The organism is Rhizobium moroccans (assembly GCF_057559155.1).
The window spans coordinates 108,710-129,654 of sequence record NZ_JBHFJG010000010.1 but is presented as its reverse complement, the minus strand read 5'-3'; the positions used below and the strand labels follow the sequence as shown (position 1 = coordinate 129,654).

The 20,945-nt window shown below is 63.1% G+C and carries 19 protein-coding genes; 3 read left to right on the top strand and 16 right to left on the bottom strand.

Going from position 1 to position 20,945, the window contains the following annotated elements; genetic code table 11:
• From kdpF to ACE04I_RS07925, 11 genes are all read right to left on the bottom strand, one after another.
• A complete protein-coding gene (gene kdpF / locus ACE04I_RS07975; RefSeq protein ID WP_487206939.1) occupies positions 1 to 90 on the bottom strand; it encodes a K(+)-transporting ATPase subunit F in 90 nt (29 codons plus the stop codon).
• A 13-nt stretch (positions 91 to 103) separates the two neighbouring features.
• Positions 104 to 298: a hypothetical protein gene (locus ACE04I_RS07970; protein WP_487206938.1), complete on the bottom strand. Its 195-nt coding sequence runs from the start codon at positions 296 to 298 to the stop codon at positions 104 to 106.
• Positions 299 to 373: 75 nt separating this feature from the next.
• Entirely contained in the window at positions 374 to 1,468 is a 1,095-nt protein-coding gene (locus ACE04I_RS07965) for a pyridoxal-phosphate-dependent aminotransferase family protein (protein WP_487206937.1), read from the bottom strand.
• Positions 1,458 to 2,261, bottom strand: coding sequence for an ABC transporter ATP-binding protein (locus ACE04I_RS07960; protein WP_487206936.1), 804 nt, complete (start codon positions 2,259 to 2,261; stop codon positions 1,458 to 1,460). The genes ACE04I_RS07965 and ACE04I_RS07960 overlap by 11 nt, the downstream gene beginning before the upstream one ends.
• The gene (locus ACE04I_RS07955; protein WP_487206935.1) at positions 2,258 to 3,049 is read right to left on the bottom strand and encodes an ABC transporter ATP-binding protein; all 792 of its coding nucleotides are present in this window, start codon (positions 3,047 to 3,049) and stop codon (positions 2,258 to 2,260) included. Before ACE04I_RS07955 ends, ACE04I_RS07960 begins: the two co-directional genes overlap by 4 nt.
• Positions 3,046 to 3,879 (bottom strand): ABC transporter permease, encoded by an 834-nt coding sequence (locus tag ACE04I_RS07950; RefSeq protein WP_487206934.1) that lies wholly within the window; start codon positions 3,877 to 3,879, stop codon positions 3,046 to 3,048. Before ACE04I_RS07950 ends, ACE04I_RS07955 begins: the two co-directional genes overlap by 4 nt.
• A complete protein-coding gene (locus tag ACE04I_RS07945; protein WP_487206933.1) occupies positions 3,876 to 4,865 on the bottom strand; it encodes an ABC transporter permease in 990 nt (329 codons plus the stop codon). Before ACE04I_RS07945 ends, ACE04I_RS07950 begins: the two co-directional genes overlap by 4 nt.
• A 43-nt stretch (positions 4,866 to 4,908) precedes the next feature.
• Positions 4,909 to 6,519, bottom strand: coding sequence for an ABC transporter substrate-binding protein (locus ACE04I_RS07940; protein ID WP_487206932.1), 1,611 nt, complete (start codon positions 6,517 to 6,519; stop codon positions 4,909 to 4,911).
• A gap of 208 nt (positions 6,520 to 6,727) precedes the next feature.
• Positions 6,728 to 9,934 carry an efflux RND transporter permease subunit gene (locus tag ACE04I_RS07935; protein WP_046793789.1) on the bottom strand — a complete coding sequence of 1,069 codons (3,207 nt, stop codon included), beginning with the start codon at positions 9,932 to 9,934 and terminating at the stop codon, positions 6,728 to 6,730.
• 120 nt (positions 9,935 to 10,054) lie between these two features.
• On the bottom strand, positions 10,055 to 11,242 hold the full coding sequence (locus ACE04I_RS07930; protein WP_487206931.1) for an efflux RND transporter periplasmic adaptor subunit: 1,188 nt from the start codon (positions 11,240 to 11,242) through the stop codon (positions 10,055 to 10,057).
• A 57-nt stretch (positions 11,243 to 11,299) separates the two neighbouring features.
• Complete coding sequence (locus tag ACE04I_RS07925; RefSeq protein ID WP_487206930.1) at positions 11,300 to 12,097, bottom strand: alpha/beta hydrolase fold domain-containing protein; 798 nt, start codon at positions 12,095 to 12,097, stop codon at positions 11,300 to 11,302.
• Positions 12,098 to 12,253: 156 nt separating this feature from the next.
• Between ACE04I_RS07925 and ACE04I_RS07920 the strand changes: the two genes are divergently transcribed.
• A complete protein-coding gene (locus ACE04I_RS07920) occupies positions 12,254 to 13,210 on the top strand; it encodes a LysR family transcriptional regulator (protein ID WP_046793792.1) in 957 nt (318 codons plus the stop codon).
• A 27-nt stretch (positions 13,211 to 13,237) separates the two neighbouring features.
• Here the strand turns inward: ACE04I_RS07920 and ACE04I_RS07915 are convergent, their stop codons facing one another.
• Positions 13,238 to 14,467: an alpha/beta hydrolase gene (locus tag ACE04I_RS07915; RefSeq protein WP_487206970.1), complete on the bottom strand. Its 1,230-nt coding sequence runs from the start codon at positions 14,465 to 14,467 to the stop codon at positions 13,238 to 13,240.
• Between the two features lie 233 nt (positions 14,468 to 14,700).
• Here ACE04I_RS07915 and ACE04I_RS07910 point away from each other — a divergent pair, with 233 nt between their 5' ends.
• Positions 14,701 to 15,840 (top strand): NAD(P)/FAD-dependent oxidoreductase, encoded by a 1,140-nt coding sequence (locus ACE04I_RS07910; RefSeq protein WP_487206929.1) that lies wholly within the window; start codon positions 14,701 to 14,703, stop codon positions 15,838 to 15,840.
• 40 nt (positions 15,841 to 15,880) lie between these two features.
• Here the strand turns inward: ACE04I_RS07910 and yghU are convergent, their stop codons facing one another.
• A complete protein-coding gene (gene yghU, locus ACE04I_RS07905) occupies positions 15,881 to 16,786 on the bottom strand; it encodes a glutathione-dependent disulfide-bond oxidoreductase (protein WP_487206928.1) in 906 nt (301 codons plus the stop codon).
• A gap of 227 nt (positions 16,787 to 17,013) precedes the next feature.
• Here yghU and ACE04I_RS07900 point away from each other — a divergent pair, with 227 nt between their 5' ends.
• Entirely contained in the window at positions 17,014 to 18,051 is a 1,038-nt protein-coding gene (locus ACE04I_RS07900) for an NAD(P)-dependent alcohol dehydrogenase (RefSeq protein WP_487206927.1), read from the top strand.
• A gap of 13 nt (positions 18,052 to 18,064) precedes the next feature.
• Here the strand turns inward: ACE04I_RS07900 and ACE04I_RS07895 are convergent, their stop codons facing one another.
• From ACE04I_RS07895 to ACE04I_RS07885, 3 genes are read right to left on the bottom strand one after another with little or no spacing between them, the layout of a single operon-like run.
• The gene (locus ACE04I_RS07895) at positions 18,065 to 19,348 is read right to left on the bottom strand and encodes a TRAP transporter large permease (RefSeq protein WP_487206926.1); all 1,284 of its coding nucleotides are present in this window, start codon (positions 19,346 to 19,348) and stop codon (positions 18,065 to 18,067) included.
• A gap of 4 nt (positions 19,349 to 19,352) precedes the next feature.
• Positions 19,353 to 19,850, bottom strand: coding sequence for a TRAP transporter small permease (locus tag ACE04I_RS07890; RefSeq protein ID WP_046793797.1), 498 nt, complete (start codon positions 19,848 to 19,850; stop codon positions 19,353 to 19,355).
• 29 nt (positions 19,851 to 19,879) lie between these two features.
• Positions 19,880 to 20,869, bottom strand: coding sequence for a C4-dicarboxylate TRAP transporter substrate-binding protein (locus ACE04I_RS07885; protein ID WP_487206925.1), 990 nt, complete (start codon positions 20,867 to 20,869; stop codon positions 19,880 to 19,882).
• Positions 20,870 to 20,945: the final 76 nt, after the last annotated feature.

Below are 20,945 nucleotides of genomic sequence, written 5' to 3'. Positions count from 1 at the left end.
TCAGAACCGCTCGGGGCGGACCAGCGCATAGGTGAGATAGACGAGGAGGAAGAGCGTGACGCCGCCGCCGAGGAGATATTCGAGAAGCATTTTATGGCTCCTCTCACAGCGCGTCGCAGGCGTGTGTATAGGCGAGGAACAGGGCGAAGCTGACGACACCCATTCCGATCATGATCACGTCCATTTTGATGGCTCCTTGCATGGATCGAGTGAACCAGGACCGCTCCGGAAACGCCGGCATGCCGATGCGGCCGCCGGAGATCCGGCAGCGCCCGTCCTGGATTTCAGCAGGAAACATGGGCCCGAACCGCATAAAGGTTCGAGAGAGCCCGCATGGGAAAGAAATAAAAATCCTATAGGAATTTGTGCGGGACTACCCGCCGTAGAAGCCGGATATCGCTTCCGAGGCAGCGGCGATATCTGCAGGCCACCCTTGGGCCCGCAGTGCCATGCCATAGGCCACGATATTCGCGAGCACGATCTCGGGACGCGCGCGCCGACCGGTATGATTGAGCCGCACGAGCCGTTCCGCACCCGGCCCCACGCCCGCCGTCAGCGCAGCCCCGAAGCCGTCCGCCGCTTTCAGCAAACCGTCCATATCCGCGCTTTCCGGCAGCTTCACCGTCGTGACGAGATGCGAGCCGCGCCCTGCCGCGGCCCAGGGTTCAGCATAAAGCGCCAGCAGACCGGCGCGGCTTGCCGCCGCTGCCTGCACATGTCTTGCGATGACATTTTCCAACCCCTCCGCCTCGATGCGATCAAGAGCGGCTTCCAACGCGAAGAACTCCATGGACGAAGGTGTGCCGGGCAGGGCGCCGCGGCCACCTTCGATCCAGTCCCTCTGGTCGAGAAGGGAAAGGATCGAATATCGCGGCGCACCATCCCTTTCGATGAACTCCCACGCGCGCTGGCTCACGGAGACGGCCGAAACTCCAGCCGGCCCCGCAAGTGATTTCTGCGGGCCGATTACGGCAATGTCGATGCCGAGCGCATCGACATCGAGCCGATGCCCGCCGATGGAAGCCACGGCGTCCACAACGGTGAGGATGCCTCTTTGCCGGGCGAGCGAAAGAATATCTTCCAGCGGGTTGAGAATGCCGCTTGCCGATTCCGCATGCACCAGGGAGAGCACCCGGACATCCGGATTGGCCTCCAGAGCCGCCGCAACCGTGGAAGCCTCGATCGGCTTTGCCGGCTCGGCCATGATATCGATGACCGAGGCTCCGCCTCGCCGCAGCCAGCCCCCGAACCATCCGCCATAGGGGCTGGTGACGATGTTGGCGGTTTGAAGCCCTGGCCTCGCAAGGCTGGCGGCGACGGCCTCCAGCGCCACGACGGCTTCCGCCTGGATGAGAACCACGTCGTTCCTGGTGCCGAGAAGCCGGGCGATCCGATCGGCGATCGACGCATAGCGATCTGCCGGAAAGGCCGGCAGATCGTTCAGGAAGTTCCATAAGTCAGAAGCCATGTTCCGCCTGTCCTTCCTGGCGTGGGATGATGAGACGCGGGACGGCCGCAATCAGGGCCTTGGCCGCCGGCGAGCTCGGCGCATCGATGATCTGCCGCGGGGGGGCCGTTTCGACGAGCTTGCCGGCATCCATCACCGCGATCCTGTGCGAAACCGCCCGCAGCACCGCAAGATCATGCGATACGAAGAGATAGGCGATGCCGCGCTCCTCCTGCAATGCGACGAGCAGCTCAAGGATCTTGCCGCGTACGGAAACGTCGAGGGCGGAAACCGCCTCGTCCAGCACGATCAACGAAGGACGGGTGGCGATGGCGCGCGCAATCGCCACCCTTTGCCGCTGCCCGCCGGAAAGCTCGCGGGTCGAGCGGGCGGAATAGGACGCCGGCAGGCCGACCCGATCGAGAAGAGCGGCGATCTCACGAGGCCGTTCGCTTTTTGCCACCACATTGTGGATGCGCAGCGGATCGTCGATTACCGAGGCCACCGTCGCTCGTGGGTTGAAGGCGCTGAGCACATCCTGGAACACCATCTGCATGCGCGCCCGCCGCCAGCGCAACTCGCGGCCGGAATGTGCAAGCCAATCCTCCCCTTCGAAGCGGATCGATCCCGCATCCGGGTGGATGAGGCGAAGAAGTACGCGGGCCAGCGTCGATTTTCCGCTGCCGGAAGCGCCGGCAAGGCCGAGTGTCTCGCCGGCTCTCAACGTGAGGGAAACGTCGTCCAGCGCAGCGACCTCTCGATCGCGAGAGAGGAAGCGTTTCGACAAGTTCTTGATCGTCAGCAGCTCGGTCATGCGGAGCGCCTTTTCCGGATCAGCGGCGGGCTCCGCAAATCGAGATGGCTTCCGATCAGCATGCGCGTATAGGCCTCGCGCGGCTCGGCCAGCACCGCCTGCGCCGCCCCCTCTTCCACGATGCCGCCGTCCTTGAAGATCGCAAGCCGGTCCGCAAAGCCGGAGGCAAGCGCGATATCGTGGGTGATGAAGAGCATCGTCGTGCCGGCCTCAAGCACCAGCTCGTCGAGCAGCTTCACGATCTCGGCCTGCACCACCATGTCGAGCGCGCTGGTCGCCTCGTCGGCGATCAGGAAGGCCGGCTTGCAGATGACGGCCGCGGCGATCGCCACGCGCTGGCGCTGCCCGCCGGAAAGCTGGTGCGGAAAGGCCTTCAGCGCCTTTTCCGGCTGCGGGATGCGCACGCGCTCCAGCATCTCCAATGCCCGGGCATAGGCATCCCTCCAGGCGAGGCCGAGATGCCGAGCCGCACTTTCGGCCACCTGCTCGCCGATCGTCAGCACCGGGTTGAGGCTTGCAGAAGGGTCCTGGAAGACGAAGCCGAGATCGCGGCCGGGTACCGGCCGTTGCCCCCGCGAGGGCCAGATGATTTCGCCGGCTATGCGCGCGCCACTGGGCAGCAGGCCGGCGAGTGCGCGCGCAAGCGTGCTTTTCCCCGAACCGCTTTCGCCGATGACGGCGAGCCTCTCGCCTGGCATGATGTCGAGGTCGATATTCTTCAAGGCGAGCGTCTGTTGTCCGGGATAAAGCACCGAAAGCCCGCGTATCTGGCAAAGCGGAGCGCTCATCTCATCCGTATCCCATGGCCGGAGATGGCTTTGCTCAAGCCTTCGCTGAACAGATAGACGCCGACGACCGTCACCACTAGCGCGATGCCGGGGAAGATCGAGAGCCAGGGCGAGGAACGCAGGACGTTGCGGCCTTCCGCGATCATTGAACCCCAAGTCACGACGTTCGGATCGCCGAGGCCGAGGAAGGAAAGCGCGGCTTCCGTGAGGATGGCGGAGGCGACGATGATGGCCGCAAGCGCCAGTACCGGCGGCAGGGCATTCGGAAGGATCTCCTTGAATGCGATTTCGACCGGATGCATGCCGACGACGCGCGCGGAGGCGACGTAATCCTGTTCACGGATCGTCAAAACCTGCGCCCGCGTCAGCCGGGCGGGATCGGCCCAGGCGCCGAGCGCGATCGCTAGCACGACGACCGGCACGGATGGACCGATGACGCTGACGAAGGCGAGCGCCAGCAGGAAGCTCGGCACGATCTGGAAGGCATCGACCACCCGCATCAGCGCCTCGTCCGCCAATCCGCCGGCAAAACCGGCCGCGAGCCCTACACACAACCCGAGCGCCAGCGCCGCCAGTGCGGCGGCGATCCCCACCGCAAGCGATGTCCGTGTGCCGTGTATGATGCCGGCCAGGACATCGCGTCCGAGCCTGTCGGTGCCGAGCGGAAAGGCTGGATCAGTGAAGGGAGCCAGCAGCGGACGGCCGGCAATGCTCAAGGGATCGCCGGGCGAAAGCAGCGGCGCGAGAATGGCCGCAATCGCGAGCACGGTCAGGATGAGAAGGCCGCCGATACCTTCGGGCGTGTGCAGAAATCTTCCCGTGACCGTCATGTGCCGGCCTCCGAGGAGCCCACGCGCGGGTCGAGCGCGGCATAGAGAATGTCGATGAGGAGATTGACGCAGATGACCAGCACGGCGCTAACGAGAATGATCCCCATGAGGAGGGGTGCATCGCGGCCGCTCACCGCCTCCTGCGCCAGCCGCCCGAAGCCGGGGATCGCGAAGATGCTTTCGATCACCACGCTGCCGCCGAGCATGGCCGCCGATTGCAGGCCAAGTATGGTGACCAGCGGCAAAAGCGCGTTGCGGGCCACGTGGCGCAGCACGATCCTTGCTCGCGAAAGCCCTTTGGCGCGGGCGAAAAGTACGAAGTCCAGAGGCCAGATCTCCGCCATTCCTGCCCGCATGACACGCAGGAAGAGCGCGAGATAGATAAGAGAAAGAGCGCCGACCGGCAGCACGAGATGGGCCGCGATGTCGGCCGTCCTTGCAAGGCCGTCCTTGCCCGAAGCGATGGTTTCGATGCCGGAGGTCGGCAGCCAGCGGAGCTGAACCGCAAAGATTATGCTGAGCACCAGGCCGAGCCAGAAACTCGGAATGGCGTAGAGCACCAGCGATCCCGTGGAAAGCAGCCGGTCGCGGAAGCTTTCCGGCCTTGCCCCCGCGAGAATGCCGAGTGCCGAGCCCAGCCCGAAGGAAAGTGCCGTGGCGCTTCCCATCAGCAGTAACGTGTTGGGCAAGCGTTCGAGAATGAGGTCGAGAACCGGACGGTCGAAAGCGACCGACCAACCGAGATCGAGCATTGCCAGCGAGGAGAGATAGAGCCAGAGCCGCGCCCACATCGATTGGTCGAGCCCATAGGCCTGCCGCAGCGATTGCGTGAGCGCCGCATCCCCGCCGCCGATCGACAGCAGATAGGCATCGACCGCATCGCCGGACGCCTGCTCCAGGAGCAGAAAAGTCAACGCCACCACGATCAGCAACACGGGAATGCTGCTCGATGCGCGGCGCCTGATCAATCGGAGTGCACGCTTCACGCCCTAAAACGCCTCGGGAAATCGATGCCGGGAGCCGATCCTATCACGATTGCAGGGCCGTATCCGCCCAGTTCGACACGGCCCAGCGCGGATTGTTCGAAACGTTCAGCACTGTGTCGCGGGCAACGGTGATGAAGCCCCATTCGGCTACGTTGATGAGCGGCAGGTCGGTGGCCACCAGTTTCTGGAACTCGTTGTAGAGCTCGGTCCGTGCTGTCGCATCCACGGTTTCGGCCGCCTTGGTGATGATCGTGTCGAGTTCGGCATTCGCATAGCCGCCCTGATTGGAGAAGGGCACACCGGCCGGGATGCCTGACTGCACGAGAATGGTGGTGGAGATCGCCGGGTCGCCCCGGAAGACGGGTGGGGCGACGGCAAGATCGAAATCGTGGTCCGTGTAAACCGCCTTCTGGTGCGCGGCGGAATCGGCATTCACGAGCTGTGCATCGATTCCGATCGCGGCGAGCGCCTGGCGCAGGTAATCGCCGAACTGGCGCGTCTCGTTGAAATAGGGGGCGGGTCTGAGCTTCAGGGAGAAACGTGTGCCGTTGGCTCCCTTGGGGTAGCCGGCTTCATCGAGCAGTGCATTGGCCTTCGCCACGTCGTAACCGTAAGCCGCCACGTCGGGCGTGTAGAATTCCGGCGCGTTCTTCGGCACCGGCCCGGTCGAGGCAGCAGCGTAACCGAGAAAGATCGTGTCGACGACGAACTGCTTGTCGATCGCATGCGCAATCGCCTGCCGCACCTTGAGATCGGCAATTTCCTTGCGCCGGTGATTGATCTCCACGACGAGCTGGTAGGTCAGCGCTTCATAGCCCTTGGAAATGACCTTGATACCCGGCACTTTGGAGATCCGGTCGAGATCGGTGAGCGGCACGGCCGAGAAGGCGGCGAGGTGGATTTCTTCCGCCTCCAAGGCGGAGCCGGCGGCGGCGCGGTCCGGAAGCACGCGGAAGATCACCTCGTCAAGTTTAGGCTCGCCTTCGCCCCAGTAATCGGTGTTGCGCTCCAGCCGGTAATATTCGCCCGGCTTGTATTCTGCGAACTTGAACGGCCCGGTGCCGACGAGCTTCACATTGGCCGGGTTGGTGGCGATGTCCGTGCCTTCATAGAGATGTTTCGGCACGACGCTGCTCACCACCGGCAGCGCATTGCGGATGAGCTGCAGCGGTGTGGGTTTGGAGAAGCGGAAGACCGCTGTCGTCTCGTCAGGCGTATCGACTGTTTCGAGATTGGCAAAGACGATGCGGCCGAGGTTTTGCAATGGCTTCCAGATATTGAGGGCCGAGAAGGCGACGTCGGCGGAGGTGAAGGGCTTTCCGTCGTGCCAGGTCACGCCCTCCCTCAGCTTGAAGGTGACCGACCGGCCATCGTCGGATCCCTCCCAGGATGTCGCGAGGCGCGGTCGAAGCCCGTCTTCTCCCTCAAAGGAGGCTTCAGCCAAGGGCTCGATAACCTTGCTCGCCACGAAGAAGACCCCGTTGGAGGCGACGATCGCCGGATTGAGGTTCTTGGGCTCCGAATCCGCCGCCACGATCAGCCGGCCACCGCTCGGTACACCCTGAGCCATCGCAAGGCGAGGCAGCGCGGTGGAGGCGAGCAGCAGGCCCGTACCCTTCATCAGCAGGCGGCGCGAGACGGCGAAGTGGTTCATCTTTTTCTCCACATGGATTCGGCTCCCCATATTCCGTCCGGAATCCGATTTTCCAAAGCGATGAAATGCCGGAAGCAGTCGGCGGCGAGGCATTTTATTGTGTGCGTCGCGCGTTGGAGAGTAAAGCCATTCGCTGGTTCAAAGTGAAGCCGGCAAAAAAGAAGGCGGGCATTGAGCCCGCCTTCGATTTTCGTGACCTTCTATGGTATTATTCCGCCGCGATCTGCCGCACCTCATCCGTGTTCGCATGGGCGGTTTCGGGTACCCGGCCGTGGTTGATCAGCGGCCGGTTGCCGGTGAGCTTGCGCACCAGTACGTAGAAGACCGGCGTCATGAAGATGCCGAAGAATGTCACCCCGATCATGCCGGAGAACACCGCGACACCCATGGCGGCGCGCATTTCCGCACCCGCGCCGGTCGAGATGACCAGCGGCACGACGCCCATGATGAAGGCCATGGAGGTCATGAGGATCGGGCGAAGCCTCAACCGGCTGGCCTCAATGGCCGCCTGCACCGGCGTGCGGCCTTCGAATTCCAGCTCGCGGGCGAATTCCACGATCAGGATCGCGTTCTTCGCCGAGAGCCCCACCAACACCACAAGTCCGATTTGGGTGAAGATGTTGTTGTCTCCACCGGTCAACCAGACGCCGGTCAATGCCGCCAGCACGCCCATCGGCACGATCATGATGATGGCGATCGGCAGTGTCAGGCTCTCATATTGGGCCGCGAGCACGAGATAGACGAGCAGCAGCGCCAGCGGGAAGACGATGATGCTCGAATTGCCGGCGAGGATCTGCTGGTAGGTCAGGTCCGTCCATTCGAAGTCGATGCCGGGCGGCAGCGTTTCGCCGGCGATCCGCTCGATCGCGGCTTCGGCCTGTCCGGAGGAGAAGCCCGGTGCCGGCCCGCCGTTGATGTCGGCGGCAAGGAAGCCGTTGTAGCGGGTCGTACGCTCCGGCCCGGTTTGGGCGTCTACCTTGAGTAGGGCCGAAAGCGGGATCATCTCGCCCGACTTCGAACGTACCTTGAGCTGGCCGATATCCTCGGCCCGCGCGCGGAACTGCGCATCCGCCTGTACCCGCACGCTGTAGGTACGGCCGAAGGCGTTGAAGTCGTTCACGTAGAGCGAGCCCAGATAGATCTGCAGCGTTTCGAAGACATCCGTCACCGAGACGCCGAGCTGCTCGGCCTTGACGCGGTCCACGTCGGCATAGAGCTGCGGAACGTTGATCTGGAAGCTGGAGAACAGCCCCGCCAGTTCCGGTGCTTGAGAGGCCTTGGCGAGGAACGCCTTGGTGGCCTCGTCGAGCGCCTGGTTACCGAAGCCGGCGCGATCCTCGATCTGCATCTTGAAGCCGCCCGTCTGGCCGAGACCGTTGACCGGCGGCGGCGGGAACATGGCGATGAACGCATCCTGGATGCCGGCATATTTCTGGTTCAGCGCCATGGCGATCGCGCCGCCAGAGAGTTCCGGCGTCTCGCGCTTGTCGAAATCGTCGAGGATCGCGAAGACGATGCCGGCATTCGAGCCGATGGTGAAGCCGTTGATCGACAGGCCGGGGAAGGCCACGGCATTCGCCACACCAGGCTGTTCGAGCGCGATGTCGCTCATCTGCTTGATGACCTTTTCGGTGCGGTCGAGCGTCGCCCCGTCGGGAAGCTGGGCGAAACCGATCAGGTACTGCTTGTCCTGCGCCGGCACGAAGCCACCGGGAACGGTGGTGAAGACGCTATAGGTCGCGCCCACCAGCACCAGGTAGATCGCCATGATGATGGTCTTGCGACCGAGAAGTCCGCCGACGCTGCGGCCGTAGCCGTTCGAGGCGGCGCCGAACGCGCGGTTGAAGCCCCGGAAGAACCAGCCGAACAGCTTGTCCATGACCCGCGTCAGCCAATCCTTCGGAGCGTGGTGATCCTTCAGGAGAAGGGCGGCCAGCGCCGGGGAGAGCGTCAGCGAGTTAATGGCCGAGATGACGGTCGAGATCGCGATCGTCAGGGCGAACTGGCGATAGAACTGGCCGGACAAGCCGGTGATGAAGGCAAGCGGTACGAAGACCGCGACCAGCACCAGCGCGATTGCGATGATCGGGCTCGAGACTTCCTGCATGGCCCGATAAGTGGCGTTGCGTGGGGTAAGCCCGTTCTCGATATTGCGCTCGACGTTCTCCACCACGACGATCGCGTCGTCCACGACGATACCGATCGCGAGCACGAGCCCGAAGAGCGTCAACGCGTTGATCGAGAAGCCGAAGGCGTACATCACCGCGAAGGTACCGATGATCGAGACGGGAACCGCGATCAGCGGAATGATCGAGGCGCGCCAGGTCTGCAGGAAGAGGATGACGACGAGCACGACGAGGCCGATCGCTTCGAGCAGCGTGTGGAGCACCTTCTCGATGGAGGAACGCACGAACTTCGTCGTGTCGTAGACGATCTCGTATTTCACCCCGGCCGGCATTGCGAGCTGCAACTCGTCCATGGTTGCGCGCACATTGTCGGCAATCTGCAGCGCGTTCGAACCGGGAGCTTGCAGGACCGCTACGGCCACAGCCGGCTCGCCGTCGAGCAGCGAACGCAATGTGTAGTCGGCAGCGCCGAGCTCGATGCGCGCGACGTCCCGCAGGCGGGTCACGGCGCCGTTCTCGTCGCTCTTGACGATGATGCTGCCGAATTCCTCGGGCGACTGGAGGCGGCCCTGGGCATTCACGTTGAGCTGCAGGTCGACACCGGGAACGCTCGGGGATGCGCCGATGATGCCGGCGGCAGCCTGAACGTTCTGCTCGCGGATGGCGTTGGTGATGTCGCTGGCGGCTAGCGAGTGTTCGGCCGCCTTCTGCGGGTCGATCCATATGCGCATGGAATAGTCGCCGGCGCCGAAGACCTGCACCTGCCCGACGCCTTCGATCCGCGCGAGGCGATCCTTGATGTTCAAGGTCGCGTAGTTGCGGAGATAGGTGATGTCGTAGGCATCGGTCGTCGAGACGAGGTTCACCACCATGATGAAGTCGGGCGAGCTCTTGACCGTGGTGATACCGAGCGCGCGGACTTCGGCCGGCAGGCGAGGCTCTGCCTGGCTGACGCGGTTCTGCACGAGCTGCTGGGCCTTGTCCGGATCGGTGCCGAGCTTGAAGGTGACGGTCAGCGTCAGCACGCCGTCCGAGGTCGCCTGGCTGGACATGTAAAGCATGTCCTCGACGCCGTTGATCTGCTCCTCGAGCGGCGTGGCGACGGTCTGGGCGATGACGGTCGGGTTGGCGCCCGGATAGGTGGCGCGCACCACGACCGAAGGCGGCACCACTTCTGGATATTCGGAAATCGGCAGCGCGCGCATGCCGATCAGGCCCGCCACCACGATGAGGATCGACAGCACGGCCGCAAAGACCGGTCGGTCGACGAAGAATCTGGAGATGTTCATGTCAAAGCCCTCTCCGGGGTTGAACAGAGGCGAAACGGTCCCGGCTTGCGTTCCCGAAGGACCGCAAGCGACACGAAACCGGTTGTGATTGGAGCTGCCGGAAAGGTCCGGCAGCCGTAATTACTGTTGGGCTACCTTGGCCTCGGCCTGCGGATCGACAACCGCGCCGGGGCGGATGCGCTGCAGGCCGTTGACGACGATGCGCTCGCCGGCGGTCAGGCCATTGGTAACGATCCTGTCGCCACCCACGCCTGCGCCGAGCTCGATCTGGCGGTAAGCCACGGTGTTCTTGTCATCGACCACGAAAACGAACTTCTTGTCCTGGTCGGTGCCGATCGCCCGTTCGCTCACCATGAGGTGCTCTTCGGCGCGAGGCTGGCCCATGCGGACCCGCACGAACTGTCCGGGAATCAGACGGCCGCCGGGATTGTCGAAGACTGCCCGCACGCGAATCGTGCCGCTGGAGGCATTCACCTCGTTGTCCACGAGCTGCAGCTTGCCGCGGATCGGTGTCCCCTCGTCGCCGAGGGTACCGATTTCGACCGGCACCTGGTCGATTGCCGGAAGGCCGTTCTCGGAGGGAAGCTGGGCGAGTGTGCGGCTCACCAATTCCTCGGTGGCGTTGAAACTCGCATAGATCGGATCGATCGAGACCAGCGTGGTGAGCGCCGGCGAGGCGGAGCCGGCGGCGACAAGGTTGCCGGTCGTGATCTCAAGCTTGCCTGCGCGTCCGGCGATCGGTGCGCGGATCTGCGTGTAGTCGAGATTGATCTGTGCGGTCTTCAATGCCGCATTGGCCGACTGCAGGGTCGCGAGCGCCTCGCTATGGGCGCCCTGCCGCTGCGCGAGATCGCTTTGTGAGATCGTGTTCTTGGCCGAAAGAATCTTGCCGCGATCGAGCTCGGTGCGGGTGAGTTCCACCCGCGCCTTTGCCGAGGCGACCGTGCCTTCGGCTTGAGCGACGGCGGCGGCATAGGGTTCCGGATCGATCGTCAGTAGCAGATCGCCGGCCTTCACCAGTCCGCCTTCGCGGAAATGCACGGACTGGATCGTCCCTGCAACCTGGGAACGGACCTGCACGCGGTCCACGGCCTCCAGACGGCCGGAAAATTCCTGCCAGGTCGTGACACTGCGCGGTTCGACGGTGGCCACCGTCACCGGAGTTGCGGGCGCTTGCGCGGCCGCGGTCTCCGCCGGCGCGGCATTGGCCCCGCTCGGAAGTTCCAGATAAAAGGCTGCCCCGGTTGCGGCGACAGCAAACCCTAGGCCGGCGCCCCACAGGGCCCAGCGTGCCTTTTTCGAAGTCATCGGTATTCTCCTTGGCTCCTTAGAGCGAACCTGTACTCGTCTTGGGATTAATCGTTTTCAGTGTTTCAAGTCTTGGACGAAACCGGCGAACTGACGACAGAGAACGTCGAGCCATTCGCCACTTTCCTCGTTGTAAATGCCCGTCCAGCCGAAATCGGCTGGAAAGATGTGCTGCCGCACCGGCACGCCCGCCGCCCGCAATCGGCTGGCATAGCCCACCGTCTCGTCGCGTAGCGGATCGTCTTCCGCTGTCACGATCAGGGCCGGAGCGACACCCGAAAGCCGCGTGCACTGGCATGGCGCGGCATAGGGGTGGAAGAAATTCCTTGCCGAAGCCAAATAGTGGGCCCAGCCATCGGACCAGCGTTCGCGCATGCCAATCGAGTCCGCCTGCCGGAAGGAAGTCGTCGCCATCATCGGGTCGATCATCGGCGAAAGCAGGATCTGCCCGTCGAGCTCGCCCGGCAGCAGATCGCGCGCCTTCAGCGCCACGCCCGCCGCGACATTGCCGCCCGCCTCCTCGCCTGCCACGAGAAGAAGCGATTTCGCCCCGCCGAGCTGTTTCCGGCGGCTGCTGAGGCAGTTGAGCGCGCCGAACGCATAGTCGAGCACCTTGGGAAAGGCGTTCTGCGATTGGCTGCTGTAGTCTGCCTCCAGCACGACGGCGCCCGCTTCGGCCAGTGCCCTGGCGATTGGCCTCTCGCGCTCCTCGCGCTCCACGTCGAGGAAGGAGCCGCCGCGCAGATAGAGCACCAGCGGCGGGGCCTTGCCGCGGCACGGGCCTTCGTAGAGGCGCACGCCCAACGGCGGCCTCTCGGACCGGTCGAGCGATATATTTTCCCACTGCGCGGCCATTGAAAAACCTCTGCCGGCACCCCTAGTGAAGGAGGGGTGCTTGCCTACAATCCACACAAAATATTATTATTGCCGGTGCGCGCCACAAGCGCGGCTGGTTCGACAACACTGTTCCGGAATTTGGGATAATGTTGCGATGCAAAAAGGTGAGCGGTCATGGATCAACTTTCCGCAATGCGTGTTTTCGTACGAGTCGTGGAGACCGGGAACTTCACCCGTGCCGCGGTGACGCTCAATTTGCCGAAGACGACGGTCACCAATCTCGTACAGGCCCTGGAGGCGCATCTGCGCACCAAATTGCTCAATCGCACCACGCGGCGCGTCGCCGTGACCACAGATGGCGCTCTCTATTACGAGCGGGCGCTCCAGATCCTCACCGAACTCGAAGAGCTCGACGGCAGCCTGTCCAATTCCCAGGCCCAGCCTTCCGGCCGATTGCGCGTGGAAATGGCCGGGGCCTTCGCCGATCATGTGGTGATCCCTGCGTTGTGCGATTTCGCTCAGCGGTATCCGCAAATACAGCTGGATATCGGGGTCGGCGACCGTCTGGTGGATTATATCGCGGAAAACGTCGATTGCGCGTTGCGCGCCGGCACGCCGACAGACCAGTCGCTGATCGCCCGCAAGGTCGGCGAACTGGACATGCGGACCTATCTGTCTCCGATCTATATCCGCAATTTCGGCGAGCCGCAGCATCCCAGCGAGCTGGAGACGGAGCATTTCTCCGTAGGTTATCTGCATGCCCAATCCGGACGGGTTCTTCCATTGGAGTTCCGGCGGGGGAACGAGGCGATTGATGTCACCGCCCGCTATGTCGTCTCGGTCAACGACAGCCGCAGTTACGTGAATGCCGCGGTCTCCGGAATGGGTGTCGTTCAATCCCCGTATTTCATGGTTCGCGAGGCATTGGAAAAGGGTGAGCTGGTGCCTGTCCTTTCCGACTGGCACCGCGAGCCGCTACCGCTTTACGTGGTCTACCCGCAGACCCGGCATCTCAGCAACAAGGTGCGCGTCTTCGTGGATTGGCTCGCCAAGCTCCTGCAGAAGCTGAGCCGCGATCCGGCTCTCGATATACGCAAGAAAATGGCCGCCTACCGGCAGGAGGTCGCCTGACCTCGCTTCGAGGCTGGCGAAAGCCGGTTATTGACCGGTCGCGGTGCCTACGGTGTTTTCCAGAGCACGGCCAACGCGATTGAGATGTTCGTCATAGCTGCGGCGGGTGACCGGGTCGAAGACGGCAATCGGCGCGCTGACCGCCGCACCTGCGACGCCGCCCACCGTCTGCGCCGTTCCAAGCGCGATCGCGCCGAGCCGGTCGCCGAGACCCACTTGTGAATCCGTTATCGTCTGGCCCTGGACCAGTCGCGTACCGATCAGCCGCACGACCTCCGGGCTTTCCGCGAATTTGCCGTGATTGAGGCGATCGCCGCCCTTGAGCGCGGTGAGGTCGATCACGGTGATGCCGGCCTTCTCGAACTCCGTGCGGTAAGGTTCCGCCGTCGGATCGATCTGGCCGAGGCGGTCCACATTGCCGGAAATGCGCCTCGACAGGCTGAGCGCCCGGTCGTCGCGGGAGACGAAGAGCGTGAAGCGCGGCCGATGTTCGCCCATCTCGCTCCATTGTTTCCCGAAGACGTCGACGTCGAGATCGGGCGATGCGAGGATGACATTGGTGATCTTCGTCGCTACATGGCCGTCGCGAATGGCCATCTGCCGGAGCGCTTCGACCGTCAGCCACGAACCCATGGAATGGGCCATGACGGTGATTTCCCCGACATTCCGCTCCCTTGCGATCGAGCGCAGCAGATCCTCCAGTGCATCGCGGGAGTAATTGGTGCTTTCCTTGTCGTAGGCATAGTCGAATATCGAGGCACGCGACGGCCAGGTGAACAGGACCGGTGCCGCATCCGCCTTGGAATCGTGAACGATCTGGGCGAAGCGATAGACGGCATCCTCGTAGCGGTTGTTGAAACCGTGGACGAAGACCATGACGCGGCGGCTTTTCGGCAGGTGCTGGTTGAGCCAGCGACGGGCCTCGCTGTCGCCTTCCATCGGGGTGACGCTGACGGTCGCGAACTCGCGCTCCGGGTTGGGCGGAAGCCGCTTCGGCCACTGCACATGCCCCACCCGTCTCTGGCTGTCGGGCGGTATCGAGACCGAGATCTCGGTCAATTTCGGGCGTTCGCCGCGCTCGCCGGAAAACAGCACGCCGGGGTTTTGAGAAGGAGCGCGTGTGGTCGCGACCATCACGTCGACCGTGCTTGCGCCGGGCGCGGATTGGTTCGTCGGAATGAGGACGCCCTCAGGCCGCCCTGCGCAGGCCGAAAGCAAGGCGCAGCCCATGAGCACCCCGATCCATCGCCGTCCCATCGACGTGATGCCGCCCTGCCGACCGTTCATGGTCCTCGCGCCGTTCTTCATCTTCAATGCAAGAAGCTCTACGGGAAACGAAGCCGGGAAGGCAAGGTGAAATACATCCATTCCGATTGAGATCGCCCGCCGGTTGTGACGCTGCGGCCACAATGATCGGTCTGCGGCCGCAGTCGTGGAATGTTGATTTTGATGGTGGCATGGGCAATCTTTTCGGTAGCTGAACGGGGAGGATGGCGTTGGAGGAATTGGATTGCGTGGTGGTCGGGGCCGGTGTCGTGGGCCTTGCCGTAGCCCGTGCGCTTGCCCTTTCCGGCCGTGAGGTGCTGATCCTCGAAGCGGCCGATGCGATCGGCACGGAAACGTCATCGCGCAACAGCGAGGTGATCCACGCTGGCATCTATTATCCCGCCGGCAGTCTGATGGCGCGTTTCTGCGTGGCGGGGAGGGAGGCGCTCTATCGCTACTGCGCCGAGCGTGGCATCTCCCATAAGAGATGCGGCAAGCTGATCGTCGCGACGTCCGAAGCCGAATTGGAGATGCTGCCGGCGATCGCTGCGCGGGCGGCCGCGAACGGCGTTGCCGATCTTCGCCGGATTTCCGTCGCCGAGGCACGTGATCTCGAACCGGCACTTGCCACGGTCGGGGCGCTTCTCTCTCCGTCGACCGGCATCATCGATAGCCACAGCTACATGCATTGCCTCCTGGGTGACGCGGAGAACGCGGGCGCAATGCTGGTGCTGAAAAGTCCGGTGCTTGGCGGCAGGGTGGTGGAACGCGGCATCGAGCTCGATGTCGGTGGTGACGATCCGGTGACGGTTCGCTGTCGGCTCCTCGTCAATTCGGCCGGTCATGGCGCGCCTGCACTGGCACAGAGCATCGAGGGCATGCCGAAAGAGCATGTTCCCAGGGCCAACTATGCCAAGGGCAGCTATTTCGCGCTTTCCGGGCAGGCGACGCCTTTTAGTCGGCTCATATATCCCGTCCCTGTCAAAGGCGGGCTCGGCATCCACCTGACCCTCGATCTTGCCGGCCGTGCCCGCTTCGGCCCGGATGTGGAATGGGTCGATGCGATTGACTACGCAGTCGATCCGGCTCGGGCGGAAAGCTTTTATACTGGCATCCGGCGCTATTTTCCGGAGCTCAAGGACGGCGCGCTCATTCCCGCCTATTCGGGCATCCGGCCGAAGATCGTGCCACCGGCGATCGCCGCTCAGGATTTCAAGGTAGAAGGCCCCGAGACCCACGGCATTGCCGGGCTCGTCAACCTCTTCGGCATCGAATCACCCGGCCTCACCTCCTCGCTTGCCCTGGCCGACCATGTCTGCGAGTTGGCGCGGCGGGCCATTCCTCCCCGAAGATTGGCAGGCTAAAGGGGTGTTTTGAAACACTCCCTTAGCCATGTCGGTTGGGTTACGCCTCGCCTATCTTGTCCTGCGTCTTCGTCTGGAAATCGGAGGCGTCGTGGCGCTCGTGCAGCTGTTCGGACGGATCGCCGGACGTGCGGTTGACCATGCGGCCGCGCTTGACCGCCGGGCGGGCCGCTATCTCGGCCGTCCAGCGCTGGACGTTCTTGTAGGTCTCGACGTCGAGGAAGGTTCCTGCGTCGCCGTATTGCTTGCCCTGAGCGAGGCTGCCGTACCAGGGCCAGATGGCCATGTCGGCTATCGTGTATTCGCCGCCAGCCACGTATTGGTTGTCGGCGAGGTGCCGGTCGAGCACGTCGAGCTGGCGCTTCACTTCCATCGCATAGCGGTCGATCGCATATTTGATCTTCATCGGCGCATAGGCGTAGAAATGGCCGAAACCGCCGCCGAGGAACGGCGCGGAGCCCATCTGCCAGAACAGCCAGTTGAATGTTTCGGTGCGGGCTCTGAGATCGGTCGGCAGGAAGGCGCCGAACTTTTCCGCGAGATAGACGAGAATGGAGGCGGATTCGAAAATCCGGACCGGATCCCCGCCGCCCTTCGGCGCATGGTCCATCAGCGCCGGGATTTTCGAGTTCGGATTGACCTCCACGAAGCCGGAGCCGAACTGATCGCCATCCCCGATCCTGATGAGCCAGGCATCGTATTCCGCTTGGTTATGACCTGCCGCCAGCAGTTCCTCCAGCATGATGGTGACCTTGATGCCGTTCGGCGTGCCGAGTGAATAGAGCTGCAGCGAGTGCTTTCCGACCGGCAGGACCTTTTCGTGAGTCGGGCCGGCAATCGGGCGGTTGATGCTCGCGAAAGCGCCGCCATTGCCCTTTTCCCAGGTCCATACTTTCGAAGGCTCATAGCCGGCGGGGAAATTGTCGGCGGGGGATTTCTCGGTCATGAAAATCGATCCTCTTTTCGGGTAGGCTTCGCATTCTTGCGGGTGTCGCGCGGCCAATATAGGCATGGCTTCGGCACTTTGCCGCCCTCGCAGAAAAATTGTGCCGGCAATGGGCGGTCCTGGTAGTGCAAATCACCAGCGCCCGAGAATGTGTCTGTTCAGGACGGAGCCGCATCCGCTATCCTGCCAATGACCGGAGCCGGAGACAACAGAGCAAAGGAATACCCATGCAAGCCCTCGTCCTAGAAGAAAAAGGCGTTCTTTCGTTGAGGGAGATCGATCTGCCGCTCGTCGTCGGACCGGGCGACGTGAGGATCGCCATCCATACGGTCGGTGTCTGCGGCAGCGATGTGCACTACTATACCCATGGCGCGATCGGTCCCTATGTGCTGCGCGAGCCGATGGTACTGGGTCATGAGGCGGCCGGCACGATTGTCGAGGTGGGCAGCGAAGTGAAGCACCTCAAGATCGGCGACCGGGTCTGCATGGAGCCCGGCGTTCCCAATCTTTCCTCGCGCGCCTCCAAGCTCGGCCTCTACAATGTCGATCCGGACGTGCGTTTCTGGGCGACGCCGCCGATCCATGGCGTGCTGACGCCCGAGGTCGTGCACCCGGCGGCCTTCACCTATAGGCTTCCGGACAATGTCACCTTCGCGGAAGGGGCCATGGTGGAGCCGTTTGCGATTGGCATGCAGGCTGCCACGCGTGCGCGCATCCAGCCGGGCGATGTGGCCGCGGTGGTCGGCGCCGGACCGATCGGTATCATGGTGGCGCTTGCGGCCCTTGCCGGCGGCTGCGCCCGTGTCTTCATTTCCGATCTCAGCGCCGAGAAGCTCAAGATCGCCGGGCAGTATCCGGGCATCGTCCCGATCGACGTCACTAAGCGGCCTTTGGCCGAGGTAATCGCGGAAGAAACCGGCAACTGGGGTGCGGACGTGGTCTTCGAGGCGAGCGGAAGCGTGAAGGCATTCGACGGTATCTTCGATCTGGTGCGGCCGGGCGGCGCCCTGGTGTTGGTCGGCCTGCCCGTCCGCAAGGTGGAGTTCGACGTCGCGGGGGCGATCTCCAGGGAAGTGCGGATCGAGACGGTTTTCCGCTATGCCAATATCTTTGACCGGGCGTTGGAACTCATCGCCTCCGGCAAGGTGAACCTGAAGCCGCTGATCACCGGCACATTCGATTTCAAGCAATCGATCGAGGCCTTCGAGCGGGCGGCTGCCGGCAGCCCCTCGGATGTGAAGCTGCAGATCCGCCTGGTGGAATGAGTCCAAAGCCTCCTTACCGGTTGAACAGCAGGTTCGGCAGAAAGAGCACCGTCTGCGGAATGAATATCAGGATCAGCGTCACGAGGCCGACCGCAAACATCAGCGGCAGTGATTCCCGCGTATAATCGCCGATCCTGACCTTCAGAATCGAGCAGACGGCATACATCGCCGCTCCGACCGGCGGAGTGAAATTGCCGATCGTAGCGGCGACCACGAAAACGACCCCGAAATGGACGGGATCTCCACCGAGCTGCTTGATCAGCGGCAGGAAGATCGGCGTCAGCATGATGATCAGCACGGTCGCGTCGATGAAGAAGCCGCAGGCGAGGATGAAGAGCACGATCAGCATCATCACGCCGTAAAGGCTGTCCGTCACGTTGAGGATCGCGCCGGAGATGAGTTCGGGGATGCGCTCGACTACGATGCCGTAGCTGAAGATCGCCGAAAGCGCGATGAGGAACATCACCGCTCCGACGTCGGACAGGCTGCCTTCCAGGGCCTCGCGGAAGGATGCCGTCTTCAGCTTTCGATAGGCCGCGATACCGATGAAAACGGCATAGATAACGGCGAAGGCGCCGATCTCGGACGGCGTGAAGATGCCAAACCGGAGGCCGAGGAGCAGGATGATAGGAAAGAGCAGCGCCCATATTCCGCCCCGCAGTGCCGTGGCGATCTCGCGCATGGATGCGGGCTTTGCGCGCGCTGCCGGATAGCCGCGCCTGTTGGCGACGATAGAGACGGTGGCCGCCAGCCCTACCCAGAGAAGAAAGGCGGGCGCAAAGCCGGCGGCGAACAACCGGCCTATGGAGACCTGGCCGATAGTGCCGTAGATGATGAAGCCGAGCCCCGGCGGGATGATCGGCGTCAGGATCGCGCCGAAGGAGAGGACGCCGGCGGTGAAGCCCTTCGACATTCCGCGGTTGATCATTTCGTTGCCGAGCATCCGGCTCTGCATGGCCGCATCGGCGATGGCCGAGCCGGAGACGCCGCCCATCAGTGCCGAAAGAGCGAGCGACATTTGAGCGAGCCCGCCTTTTAGCCGTCCCGCAATCACCGAGGCGAGGTCGAGCAGCCTTTCGGTGATGCCCGAAGCGTTCATCAGATTGCCGGCCATGATGAAGAGGGGAATGGCAAGCAGCGCGAAATTCTGCGTCGTCGAGATCGTCTGCTGCAGCGGAATGGTGATCGGCAGCTCGGGATGCTGGAGGAAGAAGACGACGCCCGAAATGCCGATCGCAAAGGCGACGGGCATCCCCATCAGCATCAGGAGGATGAAGGCGATGGTGACGAGGAGCATGGCGTCACGGTCCCGAAACGGAGGGATGGGCGGCGGGCACTTCGCCGCGATGCAGATCGACGAGCTTGAGGATCGTGGTCATCAGGAGCAGCAGCCCGCCGAAGGGCAGGCTGGCGCTGATCCAGGAATAGCTGATGCTCGGGATTCCCATGAAGCTGCGGGCCCGGCTCGTCCACGCAAGCTGCGTTCCATAGATGACGATGAACAGCAGGAAAGCGATCAGAATCAGGTAGTTGATGTAGATCAGGATGCGCTGGGCATTGGTCGGCAGGCGCTCGGTGAGGAGTTCTATCGACATCAGGCTGTCGCGCCGCCAGGCGATGTCGGCGCATATGAAGCAGGCCCAGGCGAAGAAGCAGGTCGCGAAATCGATGGTCCAGTTGAGCGGGTGGGCTGCAAGCCGGGCAAGCCCTCCCAGGAAGATCAGCAGGACCATCAGGATCAACAATGTCCCCGCCGCCACCGCTTCGAATTTTCCGATCGCTTCATGGATCCGTCGCATGAACTTGTTCCTGTGGCCGGGGCGATTGGTTACCTGCCGAGTTCGGCCTGCACGGCGTTCTTGGCCTCGGTGATGCCGAGCGTTTCGTAGGCCTTCTCGCCGGCCTGCCTGAAAGCATCGAGATCGACGTCGGAGACCACTTCCATACCCTTGCTCTGCAGGTCTGCCTTGATCGTGTCGGCCATCTCGGCGATCTTCTGCGAGGTCTCTCGTCCGGCGGTCCTGCATTCCTCAACGAGCGCCGTCTGGAACTCCGGCGGCAGCGTATCGAACCATTGCGAACTAACAACCTGGAAGTTGATCAGCATGATGTGCTTCGTCTCGTTGGCGTATTTCAGCACTTCGTAGAAACGGCCGCCCGGAATGTTCGCATAGACGAGCTCGACGCCGTCGATCGCCTGCTGCTGCAGCGCCGGATACATGTCTCCAAAGGCCATGGCGGTGGGGGCGGCACCCAGCGCTCGGACCGATTCCTGCCAGATCGGCGCGGGCGGCGTGCGGATGCGCAGCCCGGAGAGGTCTTCGGGTTTGCGGATCGGCTTGTTGGTGAAGAAGTGGCGGAAGCCCTGCACCCAGTCGAAGCAGACCACCTTCAATCCATGCTGCGCGGCAAGCTCCTCCTGCCATTTGGCAAGCGTCGGGGATTCGGAAAGCTTCCAGACATCTTCGAGCGAGTCGACGAAATATGGGCCGTTCATCACCGCGATACTCGGCACGTAATTGCCGAGGCGGGCGGAATCGGTGTTCTGGCCGACATTGGCGCCCTGGCGGATCTGCTCGATGATGTCCTCCTCGACACCGAGCTGGGCGCTGTGGAAGACCTCCATCTTCAACCCGCCCTTGGTGCGCTCCTCGACGCGCTTCGCCCAGTTCATGAAACCTTCGTGGAAGGGTTCGCTCGGCGCGAGCACATGGTTGAAGCGCAGCGTGAATTCCTGTGCCGCGGCGGATGCTGCTCCGAGCGCGGCGAGGCTGGCAGCCGCCAGAAGCGGCAGAATTCCCTTGGCAATCATGCGCATGCTTTCCTCCTCTATCGTTCACGACACGGGATTTTCCGTGTTCCTGATCGCGACGCCGGGGGGGGCACTCCCCCTT

Bases quoted from the DNA above. Each gene is read 5' to 3' on its own strand.
- kdpF (WP_487206939.1), bottom strand. From the start codon at position 90: ATGCTTCTCGAATATCTCCTCGGCGGCGGCGTCACGCTCTTCCTCCTC.
- ACE04I_RS07970 (WP_487206938.1), bottom strand. From the start codon at position 298: ATGTTTCCTGCTGAAATCCAGGACGGGCGCTGCCGGATCTCCGGCGGC.
- ACE04I_RS07965 (WP_487206937.1), bottom strand. From the start codon at position 1,468: ATGGCTTCTGACTTATGGAACTTCCTGAACGATCTGCCGGCCTTTCCG.
- ACE04I_RS07960 (WP_487206936.1), bottom strand. From the start codon at position 2,261: ATGACCGAGCTGCTGACGATCAAGAACTTGTCGAAACGCTTCCTCTCT.
- ACE04I_RS07955 (WP_487206935.1), bottom strand. From the start codon at position 3,049: ATGAGCGCTCCGCTTTGCCAGATACGCGGGCTTTCGGTGCTTTATCCC.
- ACE04I_RS07950 (WP_487206934.1), bottom strand. From the start codon at position 3,879: ATGACGGTCACGGGAAGATTTCTGCACACGCCCGAAGGTATCGGCGGC.
- ACE04I_RS07940 (WP_487206932.1), bottom strand. From the start codon at position 6,519: ATGAACCACTTCGCCGTCTCGCGCCGCCTGCTGATGAAGGGTACGGGC.
- ACE04I_RS07935 (WP_046793789.1), bottom strand. From the start codon at position 9,934: ATGAACATCTCCAGATTCTTCGTCGACCGACCGGTCTTTGCGGCCGTG.
- ACE04I_RS07930 (WP_487206931.1), bottom strand. From the start codon at position 11,242: ATGACTTCGAAAAAGGCACGCTGGGCCCTGTGGGGCGCCGGCCTAGGG.
- ACE04I_RS07925 (WP_487206930.1), bottom strand. From the start codon at position 12,097: ATGGCCGCGCAGTGGGAAAATATATCGCTCGACCGGTCCGAGAGGCCG.
- ACE04I_RS07920 (WP_046793792.1), top strand. From the start codon at position 12,254: ATGGATCAACTTTCCGCAATGCGTGTTTTCGTACGAGTCGTGGAGACC.
- ACE04I_RS07915 (WP_487206970.1), bottom strand. From the start codon at position 14,467: ATGGGACGGCGATGGATCGGGGTGCTCATGGGCTGCGCCTTGCTTTCG.
- ACE04I_RS07910 (WP_487206929.1), top strand. From the start codon at position 14,701: ATGGCGTTGGAGGAATTGGATTGCGTGGTGGTCGGGGCCGGTGTCGTG.
- yghU (WP_487206928.1), bottom strand. From the start codon at position 16,786: ATGACCGAGAAATCCCCCGCCGACAATTTCCCCGCCGGCTATGAGCCT.
- ACE04I_RS07900 (WP_487206927.1), top strand. From the start codon at position 17,014: ATGCAAGCCCTCGTCCTAGAAGAAAAAGGCGTTCTTTCGTTGAGGGAG.
- ACE04I_RS07895 (WP_487206926.1), bottom strand. From the start codon at position 19,348: ATGCTCCTCGTCACCATCGCCTTCATCCTCCTGATGCTGATGGGGATG.
- ACE04I_RS07890 (WP_046793797.1), bottom strand. From the start codon at position 19,850: ATGCGACGGATCCATGAAGCGATCGGAAAATTCGAAGCGGTGGCGGCG.
- ACE04I_RS07885 (WP_487206925.1), bottom strand. From the start codon at position 20,869: ATGCGCATGATTGCCAAGGGAATTCTGCCGCTTCTGGCGGCTGCCAGC.